Below are 26,534 nucleotides of genomic sequence, written 5' to 3' on the forward strand. Positions count from 1 at the left end.
TGATGACGATTTCCAAGCCGGTTTTCGACCGTTTGGGGCTGGGTATATGGGTCGGGGCGTTCCTGGTCGTTCTCGGCCTGGTTCTGTGGTCGCCCCACACCCGCACGGTGACGCTGGCCTATGGCTATGGCAGCCAGGAATTCCTGGCCGGCCGCCCGTTGTACAATCTCCAGTCCGAGATGGGATATCTCTACGCGCCGGCCTTTGCCGCGCTCTATGTACCGATGCTCAAGCTCGGACCGCATCTGGGCGGGCTGGTCTGGCACATAATCGGCTTCGCGGTGCTGACCTTCGCCGCCATGCGGCAGGTGCGCAAGCTCGGCGGCCAGGAACTGCCGTGGCTGCTATCCTTCGGGCTGTTCCTGGCGCTGCCGATGGCGCTGGGCGCGATTCGCAACGGCCAGGCGACGATCCTCCTGACCGGGGCCTGCTGGCTCCTGACCCTGTCGGCGCTCGAAGGACGGCGCGCCGAAACCTTCTTCTGGGCATCCGTGGCCATCATCGCCAAGCCGACCGCGATCATCATGCTCCTGTTGGTGGGGGCCCTGCGCCTGCGGCTGATCCCCGTGCTGGTGCTGGCGGTTCTGTTCGTGCTTGCCATCCCCTATGCCTTCGCGCCTGCCGGCTATCTCAACGCGCAGTATGCTGATTTCGCCCGCATGCTGACGTCGATGGGCCTGGACAAGTCAGGCCACTTCGTCCCGACCGATTTCACGGCGCCCTTCACTTCGGCGGGGCTGCCCATGCCTGAATTCGCGGCCACGGTGGTGCGCGTCGTCGTCGCACTGCTTACGCTTTCGGCCGTCCTGTGGTTCGATCGCAGGCTCCAACCGGGATGGGCCGGACTGGCGATCTTCCTGACGGCGGCCTTCTACATGTGTGTCTTCAATCCGCGCGTCGAGCCGAATACCTATGCCATGATCGCTGTCCCTGCCGGCCTCGCTATCGCCACACTGTGGCGGGAGGAGCGTGGTGGCGTCCTGGCCTCGGTGCTGGCGACTCTGTTGTTCCTCACGGGTTTGACCGGCGTCGAGCGCCATATGCATGATTTCTTCTACCCCTGGTTCCGCCCGATCGCCGTCACCTTGATAGCCTGTTCGCTGATCTGGTGGTTCTGGGCCAAGGCGGGCGAAAAAACGATGAAGGTCGGACCTGTTGCGCATGGCTGAGTCGCGGCAAAAACTCGATATCGTGGCGCCCTTCTTCAACGAAGCGCAATCGGCGTCGGCCTTTGCCGGGCTGCTCGACAGGCTCGAGGAAGCGGTATCGAGCCGCTTCGGCATGACCGTCCACAAGATACTGGTCGATGACGGCAGCCGCGACGACGGCGTCGGTCGATTTTCGCAGGCCCTCTCGGGGTCGTGGGAGATCGTTCGCCTCAGCCGCAATTTCGGCAAGGAGGTCGCGGTGCTCGCCGGCCTCGACCAGTCGCGCGGCGACATGGTGCTGATCATGGATTCGGACCTTCAGCATTCCATGGACATCAGCCTGAAGATGATTTCCGAGCTGGTCGACGACCCGGAGATCGACGTCGTCTACGCGCAGAACGACCGCCGCGAGGCGAGCTGGCGGCGCAGCCAGCTGGCGCGGCTTTTCTACAGCCTGATCAATTCCAGCCAACGCTTCGACATTCCCGAGAATGCAGGCGACTTTCGCGTCATGCGCGGCGCCGTCGCGCGCGCGCTGACCAACCTGCGCGACAAGCGGCGCTTCAACAAGGGCCTGTTCGCCTGGGCTGGCTTCCGCCAGAAAGCCATACCCTATTCGCCGGAAAACCGGGCCGTCGGGACGTCGAAATGGAGCCGGCTCAACCTGATCGCCTTCTCGCTGGAAGGCTTTACCTCGTTTTCCGTTATCCCGCTGCGCATCATCAGCCTGAGCGGGGTGCTGGCGGCGCTGGCGGGCCTCGTCTACGGCGCCAAGGTATTCTTCGAGGTTATGTTCTACGGCATTGCCGTGCCCGGCTACCCCAGCCTGATGGTCGCCGTCGTCCTGCTCGGCGGCCTCAATCTCACCTTGCTTGGCCTGATTGGCGAATATGTCTGGGTCACGTTGTCGGAGAGCAAGGACCGGCCGGTCTACATCGTGCGCGACGTCATGCGCAGCGACGTTCCGGACAGGCCGCCAGGCGCGTCCGGGGCATGACGCGGCGCATTCGCCTGATCGCCGACGATTACGGCCTGGCGCCAGGGGTTTGCGCCGGCATTCTCGACCTGCTCGACCGTGGACGCCTGACCGGCACCAGCTGCATGACCGGCTTTCCGGAATGGCCTGATGCGGCAGCGCGCATAAAGCCGCTATGCGGCCGCGTGGCGGTCGGACTGCACCTGACCCTTACGGACCAGCCAGCCGTGACCGGCAAATCGAGCCTGGCGCTGGAGGGCCGGCTGCCGCCGCTTCGTTCCCTCGCCTTGCCGGTCCTGCGCAACCGGATCGAAGAGCGCGACGTCCATGCCGAACTCGATACCCAGTACAGCCGTTTCGTCGAGGCGCTCGGCCGCACGCCCGATTTCATCGACGGGCATCAGCACGTGCATTTCCTGCCCGTCGTGCGCCAGTGGCTGCGGACACGTTTTCTCGAAGCCGGGGGCAGGCCGGAGCTGCGTGGCGCTCCGGCGCTGGGCGATGCCGCCGTCGCGCCGAAAATCGCGGCAATCGCGGCGGTGGCCACGGGCTTCAACCAGGCGATGCAGCGTGCCGGCTTTACCGTCTTGAAGCCGCTGGCCGGCATCTATGACTGGCGGCAACCCGAGAAATTTGCTCCTTTGCTGGAGGCTGCGGTCGAAGCGCTGCCGCGGCATGGACTGTTCATGTGCCACCCCGGCCATGTCGATGAAACGCTGCGTTCGCGCGACCCGATGCAAGGCGTGCGCGAAGTCGAGTTTAAGGTTCTGGCTTCGGAAGCGTTCGGCGCTAGCCTCGCCCGTGCCGGTGTCGAGATCATGGACGGCAAGGGATGAGCGGCGCTGACCAGCCTGGGCGCTCGACCGGGAGCAAGATCGTCCGATTTGCCATTGTCGGGCTTGCGAACACCGTCATCGATCTTGCCAGCTTCTTCCTGATGCTCAAGCTGCACGTGCCGCCGCTGCCCGCCAACGTCGCCGCCTGGTTCATTGCCGTTCTCTTTTCCTTCGTGGCGAACGGCTTCTGGTCGTTCGAGCGCAATGAAGCCATCCGGCTGCACGACGCGTTCCTGCGTTTCCTGTCGCTGGGCGCGCTGATTTCGCTCGGCGTCTCCAGCCTGTCGATCGCGCTCCTGGCCGGCATCACCGGCGTGTGGCCGGCAAAAATCGGCGGCGTCATCGTGGCGGCGGTGCTGAACTTCCTCGCTGCGCGCTGGTCGATCGAAGGCCGGCTGCTGAAATAGAGCCGGAATTACTCCGCCGGCTCCACATTGGTGTAGGCGGCTTCCTCGAGCTCGCGCTTCAGGCGCGCTTCCTCATGGGTCTTGGGCGTGACGAAGCGTCCAAGCAGCAGATAGGCGACCGGCGTCAGGAACAGCGTCGAGATGGTGGCGAGCCCGAGGCCGCCGACGATCACCCAGCCGAGTGCCACGCGCGCCTCGGCGCCAGCGCCAACGGCCAGCACCAGCGGCACGCCGCCAAGGATGGTGCAGATCATGGTCATCATCACCGGCCGCAGGCGGATGATGGAAGCCTGCTCGATCGCCTCGCGCACGCCGAGCCCACGATCACGCAACTGGTTGGCGAACTCGACGATCAGGATGCCGTTCTTGGCCATGACGCCGACCAGAAGCACCAGGCCGATCTGGCTGTAGGCGTTGAGGCTGGTGCCGGACAAGAGCAGTGCGAAGATGGCGCAGGCAAGCCCGAGCGGCACCGTGGCCATGATGATGACGGCGCTGACGAAGCTCTCGAACTGGGCCGCCAGCACCAGGAGGATGATGACCAGCGCGAAGCCGAAGATGGTGACCATGGCGCTGTTGGTCTCGCCAAGGGTTGCGGCTTCGGCCAAAGGCAGGATGCGGCTGCCTGGCGGCAGCAACGGCGTGGCGATCTGCTCGGCACGCGTCAGCGCATCGCCGAGCGCGAAATTGCCTGACAGATTGGAGGTAATGGCTACCGACGGCTGCTGCTGCTCGCGCGACAGCGACGGCGGCACGGCGCGTTCGGTCAAGGTGGCGATGGTCGACATCGGCACGAAACGGCCGTCGCCGGTCTTCAGGAAGACGTTTTCCAGATCCGTCGGGTCGTTGATCGGATTTGTGGTCGAGACCAGCTTCACGCCATAGCTGCGGTCGGCGATGTAGACGTCGACGACGTCGTTGCCGTCGAGCATGGCCTGCATGGTGTTGGCCAATCCGGTGATGTCGATGCCGAGGTCGGAAGCCCGCTCGCGGTCGATGGCGACGGCCAACTGCGGCTGCGTCGGGTCGATGGACAGGCGCGGCGTCTGGAAACGCTCGTCCTTCTGCATCTCGGCGATGATCTTGACCGCCGCGTCGCCGAGGGCCTTGCGGTCGTTGCCGACGAGCGCGAATTGCAGACCGTTGCCGGCGCCGCGGATGCCGAGGCTGTTTGGCTGTACCGGGAAGATGCGCAGGCTGGGCACCTGCCTGGTCAGCTGGTTGATCTCGGCCATGATCTCCTGCTGGCTGCGGCTGCGCTCGTCCCACGGCGCCAGCGTCATCACCATGAAGCCGGAGTTGTAGGAGCCGTTCTGGCCGGCGTTTTCGAAGGTCGAGCGGATTTCGCCGGAATCGCGCATCGGCTGGATCAGCCGCTCGATCTTCTGCATCTGCTGCGTCGTATAGTCGAGGCTGACGCCTTGCGGGGCGTTGATGCGCAAAAGCACGGCGGCGCGGTCCTCCGTCGGCGTCAGTTCCTGGCGGATCGTACCGAACAGCGTGAAGGCGACGCCCGCGAACAGTACCGCGACCAGAACCACGATCCAGGGTGCGTCGAGACAGGCATGGAGAGCGCGCTTGTAGCCCGTGTTGAGCGCTCCGCCGATGCGCGCGCCGATGCCGCGGCCGCCTTCGTGGTGAAGCGACGCGCTGGTCAGCATGCGCGAGGCGAGCATCGGGCAAAGCGTGAGCGCGACCACGCAGGACAAAAGCACCGACATCGCCAGCACGAAGCCGAATTCGCGGAACAGGCCGCCGGTCTGGCCGGGCAGGAAGGAGATCGGCACAAAGACAGCGACCAGCGTCAGCGTCGTGGCGACGACGGCGAAGAACACCTCCTGCGCGCCGAGCACGGCCGCCGCGCGCGGCCCCATGCCCTCATTGCGTCGTCGCACGATATTTTCGAGCACCACGATGGCATCGTCGACGACAAGGCCGGTGGCCAGCACCAAAGCGAGCAGGGTGAGGATGTTGACCGAGAAACCGGCCAGATAGATGGCGGCTATGGTGCCGATCATGGCGACCGGCATCGACAGGCCGGGGATCAGCGTGGCGCGCCAGTCGAGCAGGAAGACATAAATGACGATCAACACCATGGTGACCGACAGGCCGAGCGCGATCTCGACCTCGTGCACCGCACCCTTGACGAAGACCGCGTCGTCGCTGGTGACCTTGATGGACATGCCTTTGGGCAGGTTTTCCTGCAGCTTGGCGACGGCGGCCTGGACGCCGGTCGAAATGTCCAGCGTGTTCGATTCCGCCTGACGGATGATGCCGATGCCGATGCCGGTCTTGCCGTCCGAACGCAGCGTCGTCTGGCCGACATCGGGGCCTAGCGTGACGGTCGCGACATCGCGGATGCGCGTCGTGCCGCCGATGATGATGTTCTCGAACTCAGCCGGCGTGGTCACGTCGGCCGTCGTGCGCACGATCAGGTCCTGGTTGGTCGTGGTGATCGAGCCGGCCGGGGAATCGAAGGCGACCGAGGCAAGTGCCGCGCGCAGATCGGCGACCGTGAAACCGAGGCTGGCGAGCTTGCTCTGGTCGACGTCGATGCGGAATATCTTGTCGCGGTCGCCATAGACCTGGACGTCGGCGACGCCGGGCACGGCTGCCAGTTCGTCCTCGATCTGGTCCTGGACGACGACGGTCATGTCCTGGATCGACATGTTGTCGGAGGTCACGGCCAGTCTCATCACCGCGTCGGAATTGGCGTCGGCCTTGACGATGCGCGGCGGATCGGCGGTATCTGGCATCTGGTTGGCGACACGGCCGACCGCGTCACGCACGTCGGAGGCCGCGACGTTGAGATCGACGCCATCGTTGAACTCGATCGTGACGCGGCTCGAGCCGAAGGAGGACGAAGACGAGATCGACTTGACGCCGGAGACGCGGGCGACGGCGCCCTCGATCGTGTCGGTCAACTCGCGGTCGACGGTTTCGGCGGCCGCGCCATCGAAAGCGGTGGATACTGTGACGACGGCGCGATCGACGTCAGGCAGTTCACGGATCTCCACGCCGTAGAATGCGGCGAGGCCGGCAACGGCAATGAGCGTGTTCAGCACGAAAGCCATGACCGGCCTGCGGATGAACAGCGCGGTAAAACCCGTATCGCTGGCGGCGTTGATGGTTCCGGTCATGAGCCTTCCGTGACGTTGGCGGCAGGCGGTTCCTGGCCGGCGATGCGGACCGCACCGCCCTCGCTGACGCTCTGTGTGCCTTCGGTGACCACCATGTCGCCGCTGTCGATCTCGGCGTCGATCAGCACGGTCTCGGTGTTGCGCTGGATGATGCGCACCGGCACGCGCCTGGCCTTGCCGTCCTCGACCTGCCAGACATAGGCGCCGTCCGAACCCCACAGGATCGCCAGCGGGCTGACGGCCGAATACGTCTCACCGGGGAACTTCATGACGATGCCGAACGACATGCCCGCGCGCAGCGAATCGGCCGGATTGGCGATCTTGGCCTTGACCAGAAGCGTACGGCTCTTTTCGTCGATGTGGTTGTCGATGGCCGAAACCGTGCCGGTATAGGCATTGCTCGGATTGGCAATCGGCGTCGCCGTCAATTGCGCGCCGACCTTGACGGCGGCGGCGAAACGTTCGGGCACCTGGAAATCGACCAGGATCGAAGAGCGGTCATCGAGCGTGGCGATCGCCGACTGGTTGGTAACATAATTGCCGGCCGATATCGGCAGGATGCCGACCGTGCCCGCGATCGGCGCCAGGATCGAGCGGCGCTGCAGCGCAAGCTCGGCATCCCTTAGCGCCAGCTTGGCGCCGGCGAGCACGACTTCGGCGTCCGCGACCGCGACCGGCGTCGCGGCGTTGGAGGCGCGCAGCGACTTGACGCGGTCAAGCTTTGCCTGCGCGTCCTGCAGGGCGAGCTTGGCGCGGTCCTGCGAGATGATCTCGGTCTCGGAATCGAGCGTGGCGATGACCTGCCCCTTGTCGACATGGCTGCCGGATTCGACCAGCAGTTCGGCAAGGCGGCCGGAACTGTAGGGATTGACGGTCACCGAGGCGTTGGCGCGGCCGGTGCCGATTGCCTGGAGGCGGTCGTTGATAACAGCCGAAACGGCAGGCAAGGCGACGACGTTGACTTGCCGGGCGCCATTGCGGCTGCCAGCCTGTTTCGTATCGGCCGCACCGCTTCCAGCCGGCGGCGTTGCCGCGTAGGCCCAGTCTATTCCCCAGCGCGCCAATACTTCCGGTGCGCCGGGATAAAAGCGCGCCCAAGCGGCAGCGGCCGCGACCACGATGACAAGCGCAACGACAATTTGCTTCCAGGTCCGCATCGACACTCCGGGTTCAGGAATCGTCAGCCGACGCCAGTGAAACGGCACAGCGACGGCGCGGGCGGGCGGCAAACTCCGGCCACGCCGCACCCGCATATCAGCGGTTTATGGCAATTATCACGCAATCGTGCACATTAAATCTCGGTAACGTGAAGCCGGGACGTCAGGTTGGAGCGGATACGATTGCCCGGGGATTTGCTTAACGCAGGCCTTCCATCTCGCGGATGCGCCGGGCGCCGTCGGCCTCGAGCTGCCTGGTAACGGCGCCGATCAGTGTTTCGGCGACGACGAAAAGCGCCGCCGAGGAATCCCATGCGGAAGGCACGGCCGTTCTCCCGGCAATGACATGGCGGGCAAAGCGGGCGATGGGCGACAACCACTGGTCCGTGAACAGCACGATCTGAACGCCGCGCTGATGCGCTTTCTCGGCGAAGCGGACGAGACTGTCCTGGTAGCGCCTGATGTCGAAGATTACCAGCACATCGCGCTTGCCCATATCGATCAGCCTGTCGCGCCACATGCTTTCCTGGCCTGCAAGATGGATGACGTCGGGCTGGATGATGGCGAGGTGGGCGGCCATGTAGCGCGCCAGCGGGTCGGTGAACCGGCCGCCGATCAGGAAGGTCTTGCCGCGCCGTTCGGCCAGCCGGGTGGCGATGTCCGCGAGCTGCCTGTCCGACAGATGCCGGAAGGTCTCGCGCATATTGTCGAGCGTGGCTTCCAGCATCGGCGAGGCGCTGCCGCTGCCGGGCGAGGGCGGATTGAGCGTGCGGATCGCCGGCGACTGCAATTGCGCCGCCAGTTCGTCCTGCAGGCTCGACTGGAATTCCGGATAGTTCTGGAAACCGAGCCGCGCGACAAAACGCAGGATCGTCGGCGACGAGACGCCGGCCGCTGCGGAAAATTCGGCGACCGTCTTCAGGCCGATCATCGGATAGCTGGCGATCAGCGTCTGCGCCGCGCGCCGTTCCCCCGCCGGCATGGTGCCGATACGATCGGCTATCAGTTCGGCAATGCTGGAAATCATTGTTTTCCCCACCTGTCGGCCTGGTCCAAGGTCTTTTGCGAGATCGCATTTGACAAAGCCGGACAAACTGTATGAAATCATCCGTAGGGACGCAATGACGCAAAATACGTAACATACGGTACAGCGCTCCCGGGGAACGGCAGGACTATGGAGACAGCGCGGCCCGCCAGCCTTGCATCGTCTGGTACCGTGGGGGTGACGAACCCCGGCGGATCGAGCCCGTTCGTGCTGACCTGCGACCACGCCTCGAACTTCCTGCCGGCCGAATTCGGCACGCTGGGCCTCGCCGCCGAAGACCTTTCCCGCCACATCGCGTGGGATCCAGGCGCGCTGCCGGTGGCGTTGCGCATGGCGCAGGCCCTCGATGCCACTCTGGTCGAAACCCGAATTTCTCGCCTCGTCATCGACTGCAACCGTCCGCTCGACGCGCCGGACCTGGTGCCGCCGGTCAGCGAGACCACGGCCATTCCTGGCAATGCCGGCCTGTCTGAGAAGCAGCGCGCGGCGCGGGTCGCCCTGTCATGGCAGCCGTTTCACGGCACCATCGAGCGCATCATCGAAGACAGGCTGGCGCGCGGCCAGGAGACCCGCCTGGTTTCCGTCCATTCCTTCACGCCGGTCTACAAGGGTCGCAACCGGCCATGGCATATCGGCATCATCCACGATGACGACCGTCGGCTGGCGGCGCCGCTGATCGGGGCCTTGCGGCGGCTTGCCGGCGTCACGGTCGGTGTCAACGAACCTTACTCGCCTGCCGATCGCGTCTATTTCACGCTGGAACGGCATGCGCGCTCGCGCGGGCTGCCCTGCGCGATGATCGAAATCCGCAACGATGAAATATCCGGCGAGACCGGGCAGCGGAAATGGGCGGATCTGCTCACAGGCATTTTTTCCAATCTGGAGCCCGAGGAGGCCAGGGGCTCCCGACAACGCGCAGTAGGATAGTCAGTACAATCGGCCAGCTAAGAAATTAAGGGGACTTCCAATGGCAGCACCGGGTTATACAGACGTCGACAAGGCGGAGGACGTAAAACACCTCCACAGCATGGGCTATGCCCAGGAACTGGAGCGGCGCCTCAGTCGCTTTTCGAACTTCGCGGTTTCCTTCTCCATCATCTGCATCCTGTCGGGCGGCATCAATTCGCTGGCCCAGGCAACGTCGGGCGCCGGCGGCATCGGCATCGGCATCGGTTGGCTGGTCGGCTGTTTCGTATCGCTGACCTTCGCCGTCGCCATGTCGCAGATCAGCTCGGCCTATCCGACGGCCGGCGGCCTCTACCACTGGGGTTCGATCCTCGGCAATCGCGGCACGGGCTGGGTGACCGCGTGGCTCAACCTGCTCGGCCTGATCACCGTGCTCGGCGCCATCAATGTCGGCACCTGGACGTTCTTCGTCGGCGCCTTCGGGCCGGCGCTGGGAATCGACGGCTCGCTGACCAACCAGATGATCTTCCTGGTCGTCATCACCGGCGCCCAGGCGCTGATCAACCATCTCGGCATCAAGCTGACGGCGAAGCTGACCGATTTCTCCGGCTATCTGATTTTCTTCGGCTCGATCCTGATCGCGGTCGTCTGCCTGTTCTGCGCGCAGACCTGGGAGTTCAGCCGTCTCTTCACCTTCCACAATTATTCGGGTGATGCCGGCGCCGGTGTGTGGCCGTCCGTCTCCAATGCCTGGGTGTTTGCCCTTGGCCTCTTGCTGCCGATCTATACGATCACCGGCTACGACGCTTCGGCGCACACGTCCGAGGAAACCATCAAGGCGGCTTCCTCGGTGCCGCGCGCCATGGTCATGTCGGTGATTTGGTCGGCCGTGTTCGGCTACCTGTTCCTGGCGGCCTTCGTGCTGATGATTCCGAACATGGACGATGCCGCCAAGCAGGGCTGGAACGTGTTCTTCTGGGCTTTCGACCAGCGCGTCCCGTCCGGCCTCAAGGAGTTCGTCTATCTCGTGGTGTTCGTCGCGCAGCTGCTGTGCGGCCTCGCCACGGTGACCTCGGCTTCGCGCATGATCTTCGCCTTCTCGCGTGACGGCGGCCTGCCGGGCTCCGCGGCGCTCGCCAAGGTCAGCCCGACCTATCGCACGCCGGTGGCTGCGATCTGGACGGCCTCGATCCTGTCGGTGCTGTTCGTCTGGGGCTCGACACTGGTCTCTGTCGCCGGCACCTCGGCCTACACCATCGTGGTGTCCTGCACCGTCATCTTCCTGTTCCTGTCCTTCACCGTACCGATCGTGCTCGGCATGCTGGCCTGGGGCACGCCGAAGTGGGACAAGATGGGTCCGTGGAACCTGGGACGCGGCATCTTCATGCTGTTCGCCTTCCTGTCGATCGTGTCGATGATCCTGATCTTCATCATCGGCATCCAGCCGCCGAACGACTGGGCGCTCTACATCACCGTCGGCTTCTTCGTCCTGACGGCGATCGTCTGGTTCGCCTTCGAACGCAACCGCTTCCAGGGCCCGCCGCTCGGCGACATCATCGCGGCCCGCCAGGCAGCCATCAAGGCAGCCGAACAGGCGGTCGGCGAGACGGGCGGCCACTGATATCGATCATCAAGGCCATGGCCGGCATCGCGCCGGCCATGGTTTCGTTTCCCTTTCAACGACCAAGCGCTGGAGTGCCACAGGAATGGCCGGAAATTTCTCGTTCGATCAATTGAAGAAAGCGGTCTCGAATGGCGAGATCGACACCGTGCTGGCCTGCATCGTCGACATGCAGGGTCGGCTGGCGGGAAAGCGGTTCCTGGCGCAATATTTCGTCGATTCCGCTCATGATGAAACGCATGGCTGCAACTATCTGCTGGCGGCCGACATCGATATGGAGCCGGTGCCGGGCTACAAGGCGGCAAGCTGGTCGAAAGGCTATGGCGACTTCGTCATGAAGCCGGACCTTGCGACGCTGCGGCGCATCCCATGGCTGGAAAAGACGGCGCTGGTGATCTGCGATGTGCTCGACCACCACACGCATGACGACCTGCCGCATTCGCCGCGCGCGATCCTCAAGAAGCAGGTCAAGCGGCTGACCGAGCGCGGCTATATCGGCTATTTCGCTTCCGAGCTCGAATTCTACCTGTTCAACGAGACCTACGATTCCGCACGCAAGAAACACTGGCAGGGCCTCGACACCGCGTCGCCCTATATCGGCGATTACCAGATTGGCATCACCACCAAGGAAGAAGGCGTCATGCGCCGGCTTCGCAACGAGATGGAAGCAGCCGGCATCCCGATCGAGAATTCCAAGGGCGAATGGGGTCCGGGCCAGGAAGAGATCAATGTGCGCTATGCCGAGGCGCTCGACATGGCCGACCGTCACGTCATCCTGAAGAACGGCGCCAAGGAAATCGCCGAGTCGGAGGGCAAGGCGATCTCCTTCATGTCCAAATACAATTACGGGCTCGCCGGCAATTCCAGCCATATCCACAATTCGCTGTGGAGCGCCGACGGCAAGACGCCGCTCTTCTTCGACAGACAAGCCGAATGGACGCTATCGACGCTCGGCCAGCAGTGGGCGGCTGGGCAGTTGAAATACGCCAAGGAGTTCACCTGGTTCCTGGCGCCCTACATCAACTCCTACAAGCGCTTCCAGGCCGGCACCTTCGCGCCGACCAAGATCATGTGGAGCGAGGACAACCGCACCGCCGGCTTCCGACTCTGCGGTGAGGGTACCAAGGGCATCCGCATGGAGTGCCGCATCGGCGGCGCCGACCTCAACCCCTATCTCGCCTTCGCGGCACTGATCGCGGCCGGTCTTGCCGGCATCGACGAGAAGCTCGAACTGCAGAAGCCGTTCGTCGGCGACGCTTACCAGGCCTCGCGCCTGCCTGAGATCCCCAAGACGCTGCGGGATGCGACTGAGACGCTGGCCAAATCGAAGATGCTGAAGCAGGCGCTCGGCGAGGACGTGCTGGAGCACTACGTGCACACGGCCAAATGGGAGCAGTTCGAATACGACCGCCGGATTACGGATTGGGAACTGCACAGAGGGTTCGAGCGGTATTAAATAGCCGCGAATGTTGGCGCCGCCCTCATCCCTTTCCTCTTTCCGTGAAAACGGTGGAGGGGAAGCCGCCGGCGTTGGAGCACTTGCCTTCTTCCCGTCGCTGCACGGGAAGAAAGTGCCGCAGCGGGATGAGGAATGGCTCCAGGCCAGATGATTTCGATTGTTAGAGAAGTGCGAGGACTTAAACGATGACCGAAACGGTCAAACTCAAATCCCCCATCAACGGCTCGATCTACGCGGAGCGGCCGATCGCCACGGATCAGGCGGTCAGTGCCGCGGTCGAGCGCGCCAGGGCGGCGCAGGAGAAGTGGGCGCAGACGCCGATCGTCGAGCGCGGCAGATATATGCTTGCCATGCTCGAGGCACTGGTCGCCATGACCGATGAGATCGTGCCGGAGATCGCCTGGCAGATGGGGCGGCCGGTGCGTTATGGCGGCGAGTTCGGCGGCGTCAAGGAACGCACCAACTACATGGTCGAGATCGCCGAACAGGCGCTGAAATCCGTGCCGGCATCCAACCCGAAGGACGGCTTCCGCCGTTATGTGAAGAAGGATCCGCTCGGCGTGGTCATGGTGATCGCGCCGTGGAATTATCCTTATCTCACCGCCGTCAACACCATCGTGCCGGCGCTGATGGCCGGCAACACCGTCATCCTCAAACATGCCGCGCAGACGCTGCTGGTCGGCGAGCGCTTCGCCCAGGCTTTCGAGAAGGCCGGCCTGCCCAAGGGTGTGTTCCAGAACATCGTGCTCAACCACGCCCAGACGGAGAAGCTGCTGGGATCGGGCAAGATCGATCATGTCAATTTCACCGGCTCGGTCGCTGGCGGCCGCGCCATCGAGAAGGCGGCGGCGGGCACTTTCATGACGCTCGGCCTCGAGCTCGGCGGCAAGGACCCAGCCTATGTGCTGCCAGACGCCAAGATGGATCATGCCGTGGCCAACCTCGTCGACGGCGCCTTCTTCAATTCCGGCCAGTGCTGCTGCGGCATCGAACGTGTCTATGTGCATGAGAAGGTCTATGACGAATTCGTCGAGGGCTTCATCGCCGAGACGAAGAACTATGTCGTCGGCAATCCGCTCGAGCAGGCGACGACGATGGGGCCGATGGCGCAGGCGCGCTTCGCCGATCTGATCCGCGAGCAGAAGGCGGAGGCGCTGCGCAAGGGCGCCAGGGCGCACATCAACATGAAGGTGGCCCAGGACAAGGCAGGCTCGCCCTATCTGGCGCCCGAGGTGCTGACCGAAGTCGACCACCAGATGAGCGTCATGCGCGAGGAAAGCTTCGGCCCGATCGTCGGCATCATGAAGGTGCGCAACGACGAAGAGGCGATCGCGCTGATGAACGACAGTCCCTATGGCCTGACGGCCTCGATCTGGACGCGCGACACCGAGCGGGCGATCGCGATCGGCGATCGCGTCGAGACCGGCACGGTGTTCATGAACCGTTGCGACTATCTCGATCCGGCGCTGGTCTGGACCGGCGTCAAGGACACTGGCAAGGGCGTTGCCCTGTCGGCGCTGGGCTATGACAATCTGACCCGGCCGAAATCTTTCCACCTGCGCGAAGCCATCTGATTTTTCGAAAGACAAGACATGTCCAAGCTGATCTCCAAATGGAACTATCCCACCACCGTCCGTTTCGGCGCCGGCCGCATCAAGGAACTGCCTGATGTTCTGGCGGCCACCGGCATCAAGCGGCCATTGTTCGTGACGGATCCGGGTTTGGCGAAACTGCCGGTCGTGGCCTCGACGCTCAAAATCCTCGACGACGCCAAGGTTCCTTATGGCGTGTTCTCCGAGGTGCGGCCGAACCCGGTCGAGTCGAACCTCACCGCCGGCATCGCCGTGTTCAAGAAGGGCAAGCATGACGGCGTCATCGCCTTCGGCGGCGGCTCGGCGCTCGACCTCGGCAAGCTGATCGCCTTCCAGGCGGGACAGACGCGGCCGGTGTGGGATTTCGAGGATGTCGGCGACTGGTGGACGCGCGCCAATTCGGAAGCGATCGCGCCGATCATCGCCGTGCCGACCACGGCCGGCACCGGGTCGGAAGTCGGCCGCGCCGGCGTCATCACCAATGAGGAGACCCACACCAAGAAGGTCATCTTCCATCCCAAGCTTCTGCCGGCCATCGTCATCGCCGATCCGGAACTGTCGGTCGGTATGCCGGGCTTCATCACCGCCGGCACCGGAATGGACGCGCTCGCCCATTGCCTGGAAGCCTATTGCGCACCCGGTTATCATCCTATGGCCGACGGCATTGCGGTGGAAGGCATCAGGCTCGTCTTCGAGAACCTGCCCAGGGCCTTTGCCAACGGCAAGGACCTCGTCGCCCGCGCCCACATGATGAGCGCCGCGGCCATGGGGGCCACCGCCTTCCAGAAGGGACTCGGCGCCATTCACTCGCTGTCGCATCCGGTCGGCGCGCTCTACGACACCCATCACGGCATGACCAATGCGGTGTTCATGCCCTATGTGCTGGCCTTCAACCGGGACTCCATCGAGGAGCGCATTGGCCGGCTCTCGGCCTATTGCGGCATCAAGGGCGGCTTCGACGGCTTCGCCAAGGCTATTATCAAGCTGCGCAAGGAATTGAAGGTGCCGCACGCGCTGCCGGGCCTGATCAAGGGGCTCGACATGGACAAGAAGCGCAAGAGCCTGATCGCCGACATGGCGGTGGTCGACCCGACCGCTGGCGGCAATCCGGTCAAGCTGACCAAGAAGGCGGCGCTGACCTTGCTCGAAAACGCCATCGCCGGGACGGTCTGAGGCCGGTTTCGCGGGCGCGAAAATTTGATCGGGAAACGAGGGGAAAGGAAAGGGGAAGCGGGCGAACACGGGCAAATTAATGATTAGCCGGAAAATTAAGTGGCGGCTAATTGCTACAGCCCGTTAAAAAGAGTTAACTTTTCGCGCTGCTGGCGGCTGGTTTCACAAAGCTTTCATCTGGCTGTCACACGAAAACGATACCGCATCGCAGGCGTCCAACGGCGCCAGTTCAACGGAGAGAACACATGTTCAAATTCACGGGGAAGGTGCTTTCCCTTTCGGCCGCGACCCTGATGGTGTCGTCGGTGATTTCGTCCGCGGGTTCGCTGGACGATCTCGTCAAGGCCGCGAAGGCTGAAGGCCAGCTCACCACCATCGCCTTGCCGCATGACTGGTGCGGTTATGGCGACGTCATCGCCGGCTTCAAGGCGAAGTATCCCGAAATCACCATCAACGAGCTCAACCCCGACGCCGGTTCGGGCGACGAAGTCGAGGCGATCAAGGCCAACAAGGACAATAAAGGCCCGCAGGCTCCCGACGTCATCGACGTCGGCCTGTCCTTCGGCCCGACCGCCAAGGCCGACGGCCTGTTGATGCCTTACAAGGTGTCGACCTGGGATTCGATCCCGGACAGCGCCAAGGATGCCGACGGCGCCTGGTATGGTGACTATTACGGCGTTCTCTCGTTCATGGTGAACAAGGACCTGATCAAGGAATCGCCGAAGGACTGGGCCGATCTCCTGAAGCCGGAATTTGCCAACGCCGTCGCCGTCGCCGGTGATCCGCGCGCGTCGAACCAGGCCATCCAGGCGGTCTATGCCGCTGGCCTGTCGTCGGGTGCCGCCGCTGGTGAAGCCGCCGGCACCGCCGGCCTCGAGTTCTTCAAGAAGCTCAACGCCGCCGGCAATTTCGTTCCGGTCGTCGGCAAGCCCGCGACGCTGGCCCAGGGCCAGACGCCGATCCTGATCAACTGGGATTACAACGCGCTCGCCGGCCGCGACACGCTGAAGGGCAACCCGCCCGTCGACGTCGTCGTGCCGAAGACCGGCGTTGTCGCCGGCGTCTACGTGCAGGCGATCAGCGCCTACGCGCCGCATCCGAACGCAGCCAAGCTGTGGATGGAATATCTCTATTCCGACGAAGGCCAGATCGGCTGGCTGAAGGGCTATTGCCACCCGATCCGCTTCAACGATCTCGCCAAGAACGGCAAGATCCCGGCGGACGTGCTGGCCAAGCTGCCGCCGGCGGAAGCCTATGCCTCGGCCGCGTTCCCGACACTCGACGAGCAGGGCAAGGCCAAGGAAGCCATCAGCAAGAACTGGGACGCCGTTGTCGGCGCCAACGTCAAGTAAGGTTTGAAATCCACCGGGCGGCCGCGAGGCCGCCCGGCCTTCCCTCGAAGACGGTAGCCGGCGCATGACCGATCTTACGCTTTCAAATCAGGCACTTGCCACCAAGCCGGCGCCACCGAAACAGGCAACCGCTTTCCGTTTGCCGACGCAATGGATCGGTGTGGCGCCGTTCTTCATCTTCGCCCTGATGTTCCTGATCCTGCCGACGATCTATCTCGTCGTGGGCGCATTCCAGCGCGGTGACGGCTCGTTCACCCTGGACAATATCCTGCAATTGGTCAGCGATCCGTCGATCAGCAGTTCCTACTGGGTTTCGATCAAGATCAGTTTCTGGTCGGCCATCATCGGCGCCTTTGCCGGGCTCGCGATCGCGATCGCGATCGTGCGCGGCGGGCTTCCCGGCTGGACGCGTTCGGCTACCTTGACCTTTTCCGGCGTCGCCTCGAATTTCGCCGGCTTGCCGCTGGCCTTCGCCTTCCTGGCAACGCTCGGCCGCGTCGGCATCGTCACCACGCTGCTGCGCGATGTTCTCAACATCAACATCTATGCGATGGGCTTCAATTTTCTCACCACGTCGGGCCTGATCGCCGTCTATCTGTTCTTCCAGATACCGCTGATGGTGGTCATCATCGTGCCGGCGATCGACGGGTTGAAGAAGGAATGGGGCGAGGCCGCAGCCACGCTCGGCGCCACGCAGTCGCAATATTGGCGCATGGTTGTCATCCCGGTGATCTGGCCAAGCTTCCTCGGCACCGTCATCCTTCTGTTCGCCAATGCTTTCGGCGCCATCGCCACCGCCTATGCCTTTGCCGGACCGGCGCTCAACATCGTTCCCATCAAGCTCTATTCGCAGATCAATGGCGACGTGCTGCACAACCCGCAACTCGGCTATGCCATCGCCTTTGGCATGATCATCATTACCGGTTTGGCCAACGTCTTCTACATCTGGTTCCGGACGCGGTCCGAAAGGTGGCTCAAATGAAGTCGGGCAAATTCTGGGCCTGGGTCGTCTTCATTGTCGGCGCGGCCTATTTCTTCATTCCGCTGATGGCAACGGTCGAGTTCTCGCTGCGCATGCGCCGGGGCGTCCATTCCTTCGACGCGTACCAGATCGTGCTGGGCGACGCGCGCTTCCAGTCGACCTTCCTGTATTCCGTGGTCGCGGCCATCTTCACCATCATCCTGGGTGTGCTGATCGTGGTTCCGGCCGCCTACTGGATCCGGCTGCGTCTGCCGCAGCTCAGGCCGATCGTCGAATTCATCACGCTCTTGCCGCTGGTCATTCCGGCGATCGTCATCGTCTTCGGCTATATCAGGATGTACGGTTCGAATTCGCCGCTGCCGTTCCTGGGCAGCAACATGGGTGCCAACGCATTGCTGGTCATCGGTTATGCCACTTTGGCTCTGCCCTATATGTATCGCGCCGTCGACACTGGGCTGCGTACCATCGATGTGCGTACGCTGACGGAGGCAGCGCAGATCCTGGGCGCCGGCTGGGGCACGATCATCGGCCGGGTGATCCTGCCCAACGTGCTGATCGCCGTGCTGTCGGGCGCCTTCCTGACCTTTGCCATCGTCATCGGCGAGTTTACCATGGCCAGCCTGCTCAACCGGCCGGCCTTCGGCCCGTATTTGCAGAATATCGGCGCCAACCGCGCCTATGAGCCGGCAGCCCTTGCCATCATCGCCTTCGCCATTACCTGGGGCTGCATGTCGCTCATCCAGATCCTGTCCCGCTTCGCGCCGAAATCGGCGAACCGTCCGAATTGACCTGAGAGAAAAGCCATGGCCGAGCCATTCCTGTCCATCCAGCATGTGCGAAAGTCCTACGGTTCCAACACCGTGGTGCAGGACTTCAGCCTCGACGTCGAGCCGGGCGAGTTCGTGTCGTTCCTCGGACCGTCCGGTTGCGGCAAGACGACGGTGCTGCGCATGGTCGCCGGCTTCGAGGAGCCCTCGGCCGGCAAGATCGTCGTCGCCGGCAAGGATATCACCAGGCTGAAGCCCAACCAGCGCAATGTCGGCATGGTGTTCCAGGCCTACGCGCTGTTCCCGAACCTCACCGTGGCGCAGAACATCGCCTTCGGGCTGAAGGTCGCCGGCATGCCAAAGGCCGACGCCGACAAGCGCGTCGCCGAGATGCTCGACATGATCAAGCTGCCGCAGATGGCGGATCGCTACCCCTATCAGCTCTCCGGCGGCCAGCAGCAGCGTATCGCGCTGGCACGAGCGATCGCGCCGAAGCCGAAGCTGCTTCTGCTCGACGAGCCGCTGTCGGCCCTTGACGCCAAGGTGCGCGTGTCGCTGCGCGAGGAGATCCGCTCGATCCAGAAGAAGCTCGGCATCACCACTATCTTCGTCACCCACGACCAGGAAGAGGCGCTGTCGATCTCCGACCGCATCGCCGTGATGTATGGCGGCAAGGCCGAGCAGGTCGCTACGCCGTTTGAGATCTACAACCGTCCGGCGACCAAGTTCGTCGCCAATTTCGTCGGCACGCTCAACGTGCTCGAAGGCAAGGTCACCGACGCGGCGTCCGGCAAGGTGCAGGTCAACACGCAGGAAGTCTCGCTCAAGGGCAAGCTCAACGGCTCGAAGTCAGGCGATACGCTGTCGCTGGCGCTGCGCCCCGAGGCGATTTCGCTCGGCAGCCAGCCCGGCCATGATTCCCGGCTGACCGGTGAGATTTCGGAAGTGCATTTCCTTGGCTCGGTGATCCGGGTCCGTGTCGGCATTGGCGGCAACACCGTGTCGCTCGACACGTTCAACAACTCCGCCACCCCGCCGCCTGCGGTCGGAGAGAAGGCCGAGATCTCGTTCTCTTCGGGCGACATGCTGGTGCTGCACTAGTCGTGTCGGCGGTTGGCTGGCGCTGCCAAGCGGATGCGCCAGCCGTCCGGATTTCTCATACTATCCGGGTCGATACGCCCATACGCAGGGGCGCCTTGCAGCCTTGAACGCCATAACTTTGGCACTGCCAATCGCCGCGTTCGGCCGCTACGATAGAGCATGGCCCTTTTCGAACTGACGCTCATCCTGCTTTTGGCCGCCGTCGCACTGACGGCGCTGTCGCGGCGGCTGGAAATTCCCTATCCATCCCTTCTGGCCCTGGCCGGCGTCGCGATCGCCTTCGTGCCTGGTGCGCCGACGATCGAGATCGATCCGGAACTGGCGCTTGCCCTGTTCATCGCGCCGGTGCTGCTCGATGCCGCCTATGACACGTCGCTGCGCGACCTCAAGCGCTACCGGCTGTCGCTGCTGCTGCTGGCGCTCGGCGCCGTGGTCTTCACCACCGTGGTCGTCGCCTACGTCGGCTGGAAGATGGCCGGCCTGCCGATCGCGGCGGCGATCGCGCTTGGCGCCATCGTCGCGCCGCCGGATGCGGTGGCGGCCAGTGCGGTGCTCGGGCAATTCAAGGTGCCGCATCGCCTCACCGCCATCCTGCAGGGCGAGAGCCTGCTCAACGATGCCACCGCGCTGCTGATCTACCGTATCGCGGTCTCGGCCGCGATCGGTTCGGTCATGCTCAAAGACGCCGTGCCGGTCATATTGCTGTCGACGATTGGCAGCGTCGTGGCCGGCTATTTGTTCGGCCGTTTCTCGCTGCTGACGCTGACGCGCATCGAAGACGCGGCAAGCAGCACCGTGGTGCAGTTTGCCGGAACCTTCGCCGTCTGGATCATCGCCGACAAACTCGGTCTTTCGGCCATCATCACCATCGTCGTCTATGCCATCACCATTGCGCGTAGGGCGCCGCGCCGCATGTCGGCCAGACGCCGCGTCAGCACCTATTCGGTCTGGGAGTCGGCCGTGTTCGTTCTCAACGTGCTGGCTTTCGTGCTGATGGGCCTCCAGGCCCGGTCGATCGTCGGCAGGCTTTCCGGCGACGGCCAGGGCGAAGCCTTTCTGTTCGCCGCAACCGTGCTGGCGGTGGTCATCGTGGCCCGCCTCGTCTGGGTGGCGAGTTACGTTGCGATCATGCGATGGTTTGCCCGCCGCAACGACGAAGGTCAAGCGCCAGATGCCCCGACGTTTCGCGGTGCCGTCCTCGTCGGCTGGTGCGGCATGCGCGGGCTGGTGACGCTGGTGGTGGCCATTGCGCTGCCGGCCGACTTTCCCGGCCGCGACCCGATCGTGCTTGCCGCCTTCGCCGTGGTCCTGGGCACGCTGGTGCTGCAGGGGATGACGCTGAAGCCTTTGCTGCGAGTGCTCAACTTCGAACGGGACACGACCATAGACCGCGAAGTGGCTCAAGCGCGCGTCGCCATCATGCAGGCTGCTCTCGACGTGTTGAGCCGCAAGACGTCGGCGGCGGCCGCCGTCGTGCGCGAGCAATACGAAGCGCAGCGACTGATCGCGGAAAACCCGGAGGACGCGCAAGCCGCGACCGAATATGACCGGCTGCGGCTCTACGCCATCAACCGGCAGCGCGACACGCTCGAGGAACTGCGCAGCAACGGCACGATCGGCGATGAAGCCTATCACCGGCTGGAAGAGGAGATCGACTGGGCGGAACTGGCGGCATCGCCGGCAGGCCGCTTCCAGCCGCTGACCACGGACTAGCGGGTACCGCGTTTCGGCCGCACCCGCTGGCCCAAGCCGCGTCTGTCTTCCTGCACATTGCAAGCAATCGACCGAACCGTTACTGCCAACGCCGAGAAGTGAGCCGGATAAGCAATGAAGCTGGTCAGCTACAACATTCAATACGGGTTCGGCAGCGACGGGCGTTACGATCTTTCGCGCGCGGCGCGCCTTGTTGCCGGCGCCGACATCATCGCCTTGCAGGAAGTCGAGCGGCATTGGCAACGCAGCAATTTCGACGACCAGCCGGAATTGCTTTCGCAACTCCTGCCGGACTATCACTGGGTCTATGGACCGGCCTTCGACATGGATGCCAGCGAAAGCCGCGACGGCCGCCTCGTCAACCGCCGCCGGCAATTCGGCACCATGGTGCTGTCGAAGCTGCCGATCGTCTGGTCGCGGCTGCACGCGCTTCCGATGCGCCGCACGCTGCGGCCGCTCAACACGCGCAATGCCGCACTCGAATGCATGATCCGCACACCGGCCGGGCCGGTGAGGGTGCTGTCGCTGCATCTCGCGCACATCGCGGCGGAAGAGCGGCTGGAACAGATCGACTATCTGATGATCGAGCATCGTCGGGCGCCATCCGATGGCGGGCCGTGGAGCGGCGTGGACGACGAGCCTTCGCGCAACTGGACCAGCGGCGAGGCAGAGCCGGAAAATCCGCTGGCGGCGATCTGGATGGGCGATTTCAACATGGAGCCGGGTAGCGCCGAACACCGCCGCATCGTCGGCAGCACGCCCTACCATCGCGGCGCTGCCTATCTCGACGGCTTCGTCGATGCCGCGGCCGTGGCTGTTGATCCGGCTGGCAGTTTCCACACGCATGAGAAGATCATCGACGGCCGGCTGGCAAAGCGCCGGCTCGATCACTGCTTCGTCGGCGGCATCTTGGCTGACCGTGTGAGATCGATCGGCGCCGATATCGGCGAGGTGGCGTCCGATCACTTTCCGGTCCGGGTCGACATCGACCTCGAGACGCCCTTCGGCTCGGGAGGTCGATGATTCCCACATGACGCTTTTCGTCTTCTTCGCCGTGCTTGCCGCCGCCGCCATGCATGCGATCTGGAATGCGCTGGTCAAGGTGCATCTCGACCGCTTCCTGTCGATCACCCTGATGACACTGGGGATGGGGGTCGCGGGCCTCGTGGTGCTGCCTTTCGTCGAAGTCCCGAAGGCGGAAGTCTGGCCCTACATTGTCGCCTCCGTCATTTTCCATATGGGCTATCGCACCTTCCTCATCGGCGCCTATCAGGCCGGCGATTTCGCCCAGACCTATCCGCTGGCGCGCGGCACGGCCCCGCTGCTGGCGGCGATTGGTGGTATGTTCGTGGTATCCGAGGTGCCGGCGCCGCTGGCGATCGTCGGCATCATGCTGCTTTCCGCCGGCACGCTGGTGATGTCGTTTCGCGGCGGCGCGCATCTGGAGAAATTGAACCTGCGCGCCGTCGGCTTCGCTTTCGGCACCTCGGTGTTCATCGCCAGCTACACCTTGTCCGACGGCAGCGGCGCGCGGCTGGCCGCGACGGCGCAAAGCTATGCCGCCTGGTTGTTCGTCTGCGATGCTTTTGGAGCCCTGGTGCTGTGCCTCATCTTCCGTGGCCCCCAGGCGTTGCCGGTGCTGGCGCGCGACTGGAAGACAGGGCTGTTCACCGGCGTGCTTTCCGGCGCGGCCTACTGGATCGTCATGTGGGCGATGACCAAGGCGCCGATCGCCTCGGTGGCATCGCTGCGCGAGACCTCGATCCTGTTCGCCATGATGATCTCGGTCTATGCGCTTGGCGAGAAGATGACGGGCTGGCGCGGGGCCGCCGCGCTCAGCATCGTCGCCGGTGTCATCGCGCTGAGGATGGGCTGACCCTTCAACCCAGCACCGTCATCACCTGACCGCGGCGCTCCGGACTGAAGCGGATGACCACGATGATGCAGACGGCGACCACACCGGCAAAAAGCGCCAGTGCGTAGCCATAGCTGCCGCCGGGTGCCTCGGCGATCCCCGCCTGATACGGACCGCCATAGGAGGCAGCGAGATTGCCGGCCTGGTAGATGAAGCCGGGCAAGGTCGCGCGCACAGCACCTGGCGAAAGCTCGTTGAGGTGCACGGGGATGACGCCCCAGGCGCCCTGCACCGCGACCTGCATGACGAAGGCGCCGATGGCCAGCATGAAGGGCGTGGAGCTGTAGGCCCATAGCGGGATAGCCGGCAGGGCGATGATGCAGGCGAGTGTAATGGCGTTGACGCGGCCGATCCTCTCCGACAGTGCGCCAAACGCCAGGCCGCCGACGATGGCGCCGAGATTGGCAACGATGGTGATCCAGCTCACCGTATGCGGATCAAAGCCATGCTGCTTCTTCAAGAAGGTCGGGTAGAGGTCCTGCGTGCCATGGCTGAAGAAGTTGAAGAACATCATCAGCACCACGGCATAGAGGGCTACGCCCCAGTGCTTCTGCAAGGTTTCCAGCAGCCCCGGCCGGGCCTGTTTCTGTGCTTCGACAAAGGCCGGCGATTCCGGCACGTGCGCGCGGATGAACAGCACGATCAGCGCCGGTATGAAGCTCAGCAGGAACATGAAGCGCCAGCCGAGGACGAAGTCGCCGACCTTCTGTCCGTAGATCAGCCCGTAGACGACCGCGGCCAGGAGGTAGCCGGCGGGATAGCCGCATTGCAGTATGCCCGAGACCATGCCGCGGGCGCTCGGCGGGATGGACTCCATGGCGAGCGAGGAACCAAGGCCCCATTCGCCGCCCATGGCGATGCCGAACAAGGCACGCAGGGCTAGGAAGATGCCGAGATTGGGCGAGAAGGCGGCAAGCGCTCCGATCACCGAATAGCTGACGATGTTGAGCATCAGGATCGGCTTGCGGCCAAATTTGTCGGCAAGCATGCCAAAGAAGAACGCACCGATGAAGCGGGTCGCCAAGGTCAGGAACAATGCCTTCGACACTGCCGGCACATCGGTCTGGAACTCAGCCGCAATATCGGTGAGCAGAAATGTCAGAAGGAAGAAATCGAAAGCATCGAGCGTCCAGCCCAGGAATGAGGCCAGGACGGTTTTCTTCTGCTCGGCGGTGAGATTCAAGGCGTCCTCCTTTGGTGCCCCCAAAGGAACGATATGTCGCTCCGCTGGCAAAAGAGAACAGCGATTGCCCGGCCTTCGAAAGGCTGGCGGTCACTTTTTCGTAATATCGAGGTCGAAGACCATCAGCCCGTCGATGCCGCCTTCAAGAGCTGCCACCAGCCGCGCGCCGGCACGCTGGTGCGCCTCGTGGACCAGGTAGGCATCGCGCGCGGCAGCGTCACGGAAATCGATGGTGAAGCCGTCACTGAAGCCGCGCGCGAAGGGCTCGGGGCTGACATTGGCGCTGAAATGGACGGTGTCCATGCCGTCGATCACCTGGCGCAGGGCCTCAAGGTCGGCATGGATCGCCTTGCGTTCGCCATCGGAGACATCGTTGCGGAATTTGACGAAAACACAGTGACGGATCACCTTCATACTCCCTTCAAGCAGCGCGATTTCCAGAAAACACAGCCGGCGGCAGCGGCTCGCGGCCGAGGATCAGGTCGGCACCCTTTTCGCCGACCATGATGGTCGGTGCATTGGTGTTGGAGGAGGGGACGCGGGGCATGACCGAAGCATCGCACACCCGCAGTCCCTCTATGCCGCGCAGCCTGAGATCGGGGGTCACCACCGCCATCTCGTCATTGCCCATGCGGCAGGTGCCGACCGGGTGGTGGTCGGTCTTGGAGGTGCGGCAGGCATAGTCGATCAGTTCGTCGTCGCTGGCCAGCGCAGGACCTGGGAGCACTTCGCGCATCACATAGGGCTGGAGCGCCTTCTGCCGCATGATCTCGCGCGCCAGCCGCAGCCCCTTGAGCGACATGGCGCGGTCATAAGGATCGGACCAATAGTTCGGATCGATCAGCGGATGATCGGCCGGGTCGGCGCTTTTCAGCCGCACGGTGCCGCGCGAGCGTGGACGCAGAAAGGCCGAGTTCAAGGTGACACCGGGATTGCTAAGCTTCTCGACGCCGGCCTCGATCCCGGAGCCGAGACCCAGATGGAACTGGATGTCGGGCGAGGCGGCGGTCGGATCGGCGTACCAGAAGCCGCCGGTCTCGAACAGGCTGGAAGCCACCGGCCCTTTCTTCAGGAGCAGATATTGCAGGCCGGCCCAGGCGGTGCGGTGCAGCTTGGCGTAATTGTCATAGGTGTGATCGCCGGTGCATTCGGCGATGACGAACAGGTCGAGATGGTCCTGCATGTTGGAGCCGACGCCGGGCAGGTCGTGCACCGGCGTCACGCCGACCGACTTCAGATGGTCAGCCGGGCCGATGCCGGATTGCATCAGAAGCTTGGGCGAGCCAATGGCGCCCGACGAGACGATCACCTCGCGTTCGGCGCGAAGGATATTTTTCTCGCCGCCCGGCCTGTCGACGGTTTCGACGCCGATGGCGCGGCCTTTCTCGACGACAATGCGGGTCACCAGCACATCGGTCTTGACGGTGAGGTTTTTGCGGTCGCGGATCGGCTTCAAATAGGCGACCGAGGCGGAGGAGCGCCGGGCATCCTTCTGGGTCAGCTGGTAATAGCCGACGCCTTCCTGGGCAGCGCCGTTGAAGTCCGGGTTGAAGGGTATGCCCATCTCCTGGCCGGCGCGGAAATAGGCCTCGCAGATCGGCAGCGGCGCAATCGGGTTCGACACGCCGAGCGGACCCTGGTCGCCGTGGAAATCGTTGGCGTAGCGCTGGTTGTTCTCGGCACGCTTGAAATAGGGCAGCACGTCGCGATAGCCCCAGCCGGCCAGCCCTTCCTCCTTTTCCCAGGCGTCGTAATCGCGCGCATTGCCGCGCGTGTAGATCTGGGCGTTGATGGAAGAGCCGCCGCCGACCACCTTGGCCTGCGTGTACCAGAAAACGCGGTCGCTCATGTGCCTCTGCGGCACGGTCGACCAGCCCCAGGAAGCAATGCCCTTGGTCATCTTGGCAAAGCCGGCCGGCATATGGATGTAAGGGTGCCAATCCTTGCCGCCGGCTTCGAGCAGCAGCACGGAACTTGCGGGATCCTCACTCAGCCGGTTGGCCAGCACGCAGCCGGCCGGGCCGGCGCCCACGATGATGTAGTCGGTCATTGTCTCATCCA

Annotated in this window: 22 protein-coding genes; 16 read left to right on the forward strand and 6 right to left on the reverse strand. The window is 63.8% G+C overall.

From position 1 onward, the window contains the following. Positions 1 to 2 precede the first annotated feature (2 nt). Genes FJ967_RS17580 through FJ967_RS17595 form a run of 4 tightly spaced genes read left to right on the forward strand, consistent with a single transcriptional unit; the run spans position 3 to position 3,367 of the window. Positions 3 to 1,169, forward strand: coding sequence for a glycosyltransferase 87 family protein (locus FJ967_RS17580; protein WP_140733092.1), 1,167 nt, complete (start codon positions 3 to 5; stop codon positions 1,167 to 1,169). Beyond that, a complete protein-coding gene (locus tag FJ967_RS17585) occupies positions 1,162 to 2,145 on the forward strand; it encodes a glycosyltransferase family 2 protein (protein ID WP_140733093.1) in 984 nt (327 codons plus the stop codon). Before FJ967_RS17580 ends, FJ967_RS17585 begins: the two co-directional genes overlap by 8 nt. Continuing rightward, positions 2,142 to 2,960 carry a ChbG/HpnK family deacetylase gene (locus FJ967_RS17590; RefSeq protein ID WP_140733094.1) on the forward strand — a complete coding sequence of 273 codons (819 nt, stop codon included), beginning with the start codon at positions 2,142 to 2,144 and terminating at the stop codon, positions 2,958 to 2,960. The genes FJ967_RS17585 and FJ967_RS17590 overlap by 4 nt, the downstream gene beginning before the upstream one ends. Next, positions 2,957 to 3,367 carry a GtrA family protein gene (locus FJ967_RS17595; RefSeq protein WP_140733095.1) on the forward strand — a complete coding sequence of 137 codons (411 nt, stop codon included), beginning with the start codon at positions 2,957 to 2,959 and terminating at the stop codon, positions 3,365 to 3,367. The genes FJ967_RS17590 and FJ967_RS17595 overlap by 4 nt, the downstream gene beginning before the upstream one ends. Before the next feature lie 8 nt (positions 3,368 to 3,375). On the opposite strand, the gene FJ967_RS17600 is transcribed toward FJ967_RS17595, so the two are convergent. The 3 genes from FJ967_RS17600 to FJ967_RS17610 all read right to left on the reverse strand — a co-directional run bounded on the left by FJ967_RS17600 (position 3,376) and on the right by FJ967_RS17610 (position 8,691). Continuing rightward, the gene (locus FJ967_RS17600) at positions 3,376 to 6,507 is read right to left on the reverse strand and encodes an efflux RND transporter permease subunit (RefSeq protein WP_140733096.1); all 3,132 of its coding nucleotides are present in this window, start codon (positions 6,505 to 6,507) and stop codon (positions 3,376 to 3,378) included. Then, entirely contained in the window at positions 6,504 to 7,664 is a 1,161-nt protein-coding gene (locus FJ967_RS17605) for an efflux RND transporter periplasmic adaptor subunit (protein ID WP_140733097.1), read from the reverse strand. Before FJ967_RS17605 ends, FJ967_RS17600 begins: the two co-directional genes overlap by 4 nt. Positions 7,665 to 7,863: 199 nt before the next feature. Next, positions 7,864 to 8,691 (reverse strand): MurR/RpiR family transcriptional regulator, encoded by an 828-nt coding sequence (locus FJ967_RS17610; RefSeq protein ID WP_140733098.1) that lies wholly within the window; start codon positions 8,689 to 8,691, stop codon positions 7,864 to 7,866. Between the two features lie 147 nt (positions 8,692 to 8,838). Between FJ967_RS17610 and FJ967_RS17615 the strand changes: the two genes are divergently transcribed. The 12 genes from FJ967_RS17615 to FJ967_RS17670 all read left to right on the forward strand — a co-directional run bounded on the left by FJ967_RS17615 (position 8,839) and on the right by FJ967_RS17670 (position 23,251). Next, positions 8,839 to 9,636 (forward strand): N-formylglutamate amidohydrolase, encoded by a 798-nt coding sequence (locus FJ967_RS17615; RefSeq protein ID WP_140733099.1) that lies wholly within the window; start codon positions 8,839 to 8,841, stop codon positions 9,634 to 9,636. A gap of 40 nt (positions 9,637 to 9,676) precedes the next feature. Then, positions 9,677 to 11,236, forward strand: coding sequence for an amino acid permease (locus tag FJ967_RS17620; RefSeq protein WP_140733100.1), 1,560 nt, complete (start codon positions 9,677 to 9,679; stop codon positions 11,234 to 11,236). A gap of 85 nt (positions 11,237 to 11,321) precedes the next feature. Continuing rightward, entirely contained in the window at positions 11,322 to 12,692 is a 1,371-nt protein-coding gene (locus FJ967_RS17625; protein WP_140733101.1) for a glutamine synthetase family protein, read from the forward strand. Between the two features lie 188 nt (positions 12,693 to 12,880). After that, the gene (locus FJ967_RS17630; protein WP_140733102.1) at positions 12,881 to 14,269 is read left to right on the forward strand and encodes an aldehyde dehydrogenase family protein; all 1,389 of its coding nucleotides are present in this window, start codon (positions 12,881 to 12,883) and stop codon (positions 14,267 to 14,269) included. An 18-nt stretch (positions 14,270 to 14,287) separates the two neighbouring features. Further along, positions 14,288 to 15,460: an iron-containing alcohol dehydrogenase gene (locus tag FJ967_RS17635; protein ID WP_140733103.1), complete on the forward strand. Its 1,173-nt coding sequence runs from the start codon at positions 14,288 to 14,290 to the stop codon at positions 15,458 to 15,460. A gap of 245 nt (positions 15,461 to 15,705) precedes the next feature. Then, complete coding sequence (locus FJ967_RS17640; protein WP_140733104.1) at positions 15,706 to 16,812, forward strand: ABC transporter substrate-binding protein; 1,107 nt, start codon at positions 15,706 to 15,708, stop codon at positions 16,810 to 16,812. A gap of 187 nt (positions 16,813 to 16,999) precedes the next feature. Further along, positions 17,000 to 17,794 (forward strand): ABC transporter permease subunit, encoded by a 795-nt coding sequence (locus FJ967_RS17645; RefSeq protein ID WP_246675302.1) that lies wholly within the window; start codon positions 17,000 to 17,002, stop codon positions 17,792 to 17,794. Continuing rightward, positions 17,791 to 18,582 (forward strand): ABC transporter permease, encoded by a 792-nt coding sequence (locus FJ967_RS17650; protein ID WP_140704326.1) that lies wholly within the window; start codon positions 17,791 to 17,793, stop codon positions 18,580 to 18,582. The genes FJ967_RS17645 and FJ967_RS17650 overlap by 4 nt, the downstream gene beginning before the upstream one ends. Positions 18,583 to 18,597: 15 nt before the next feature. Beyond that, on the forward strand, positions 18,598 to 19,662 hold the full coding sequence (locus FJ967_RS17655; RefSeq protein ID WP_140733106.1) for an ABC transporter ATP-binding protein: 1,065 nt from the start codon (positions 18,598 to 18,600) through the stop codon (positions 19,660 to 19,662). Positions 19,663 to 19,821: 159 nt separating this feature from the next. After that, complete coding sequence (locus FJ967_RS17660) at positions 19,822 to 21,375, forward strand: sodium:proton antiporter (protein ID WP_140733107.1); 1,554 nt, start codon at positions 19,822 to 19,824, stop codon at positions 21,373 to 21,375. A gap of 114 nt (positions 21,376 to 21,489) precedes the next feature. Beyond that, positions 21,490 to 22,398, forward strand: coding sequence for an endonuclease/exonuclease/phosphatase family protein (locus tag FJ967_RS17665; RefSeq protein ID WP_140733108.1), 909 nt, complete (start codon positions 21,490 to 21,492; stop codon positions 22,396 to 22,398). A gap of 7 nt (positions 22,399 to 22,405) precedes the next feature. Then, entirely contained in the window at positions 22,406 to 23,251 is an 846-nt protein-coding gene (locus FJ967_RS17670) for an EamA family transporter (RefSeq protein WP_140733109.1), read from the forward strand. Between the two features lie 4 nt (positions 23,252 to 23,255). Here FJ967_RS17670 and FJ967_RS17675 read toward each other — a convergent pair whose 3' ends face one another. From FJ967_RS17675 to FJ967_RS17685, 3 genes are all read right to left on the reverse strand, one after another. Beyond that, the gene (locus tag FJ967_RS17675) at positions 23,256 to 24,473 is read right to left on the reverse strand and encodes an MFS transporter (RefSeq protein WP_181175945.1); all 1,218 of its coding nucleotides are present in this window, start codon (positions 24,471 to 24,473) and stop codon (positions 23,256 to 23,258) included. A gap of 90 nt (positions 24,474 to 24,563) precedes the next feature. Then, positions 24,564 to 24,881, reverse strand: a complete 318-nt coding sequence (locus tag FJ967_RS17680) for a Dabb family protein (protein WP_140733111.1) — start codon at positions 24,879 to 24,881, stop codon at positions 24,564 to 24,566. Positions 24,882 to 24,894: 13 nt separating this feature from the next. Then, a complete protein-coding gene (locus FJ967_RS17685; RefSeq protein WP_140733112.1) occupies positions 24,895 to 26,523 on the reverse strand; it encodes a choline dehydrogenase in 1,629 nt (542 codons plus the stop codon). Between the last annotated feature and the right edge of the window lie 11 nt (positions 26,524 to 26,534).

The organism is Mesorhizobium sp. B2-3-4, assembly GCF_006442315.1.
Classification (GTDB): Bacteria; Pseudomonadota; Alphaproteobacteria; order Rhizobiales; family Rhizobiaceae; genus Mesorhizobium.

Coding starts and splice junctions, on each gene's coding strand:
- FJ967_RS17580 (WP_140733092.1), top strand. CDS start 3: ATGACGATTTCCAAGCCGGTTTTCGACCGTTTGGGGCTGGGTATATGG.
- FJ967_RS17585 (WP_140733093.1), top strand. CDS start 1,162: ATGGCTGAGTCGCGGCAAAAACTCGATATCGTGGCGCCCTTCTTCAAC.
- FJ967_RS17590 (WP_140733094.1), top strand. CDS start 2,142: ATGACGCGGCGCATTCGCCTGATCGCCGACGATTACGGCCTGGCGCCA.
- FJ967_RS17595 (WP_140733095.1), top strand. CDS start 2,957: ATGAGCGGCGCTGACCAGCCTGGGCGCTCGACCGGGAGCAAGATCGTC.
- FJ967_RS17600 (WP_140733096.1), bottom strand. CDS start 6,507: ATGACCGGAACCATCAACGCCGCCAGCGATACGGGTTTTACCGCGCTG.
- FJ967_RS17605 (WP_140733097.1), bottom strand. CDS start 7,664: ATGCGGACCTGGAAGCAAATTGTCGTTGCGCTTGTCATCGTGGTCGCG.
- FJ967_RS17610 (WP_140733098.1), bottom strand. CDS start 8,691: ATGATTTCCAGCATTGCCGAACTGATAGCCGATCGTATCGGCACCATG.
- FJ967_RS17615 (WP_140733099.1), top strand. CDS start 8,839: ATGGAGACAGCGCGGCCCGCCAGCCTTGCATCGTCTGGTACCGTGGGG.
- FJ967_RS17620 (WP_140733100.1), top strand. CDS start 9,677: ATGGCAGCACCGGGTTATACAGACGTCGACAAGGCGGAGGACGTAAAA.
- FJ967_RS17625 (WP_140733101.1), top strand. CDS start 11,322: ATGGCCGGAAATTTCTCGTTCGATCAATTGAAGAAAGCGGTCTCGAAT.
- FJ967_RS17630 (WP_140733102.1), top strand. CDS start 12,881: ATGACCGAAACGGTCAAACTCAAATCCCCCATCAACGGCTCGATCTAC.
- FJ967_RS17635 (WP_140733103.1), top strand. CDS start 14,288: ATGTCCAAGCTGATCTCCAAATGGAACTATCCCACCACCGTCCGTTTC.
- FJ967_RS17640 (WP_140733104.1), top strand. CDS start 15,706: ATGTTCAAATTCACGGGGAAGGTGCTTTCCCTTTCGGCCGCGACCCTG.
- FJ967_RS17645 (WP_246675302.1), top strand. CDS start 17,000: ATGTTCCTGATCCTGCCGACGATCTATCTCGTCGTGGGCGCATTCCAG.
- FJ967_RS17650 (WP_140704326.1), top strand. CDS start 17,791: ATGAAGTCGGGCAAATTCTGGGCCTGGGTCGTCTTCATTGTCGGCGCG.
- FJ967_RS17655 (WP_140733106.1), top strand. CDS start 18,598: ATGGCCGAGCCATTCCTGTCCATCCAGCATGTGCGAAAGTCCTACGGT.
- FJ967_RS17660 (WP_140733107.1), top strand. CDS start 19,822: ATGGCCCTTTTCGAACTGACGCTCATCCTGCTTTTGGCCGCCGTCGCA.
- FJ967_RS17665 (WP_140733108.1), top strand. CDS start 21,490: ATGAAGCTGGTCAGCTACAACATTCAATACGGGTTCGGCAGCGACGGG.
- FJ967_RS17670 (WP_140733109.1), top strand. CDS start 22,406: ATGACGCTTTTCGTCTTCTTCGCCGTGCTTGCCGCCGCCGCCATGCAT.
- FJ967_RS17685 (WP_140733112.1), bottom strand. CDS start 26,523: ATGACCGACTACATCATCGTGGGCGCCGGCCCGGCCGGCTGCGTGCTG.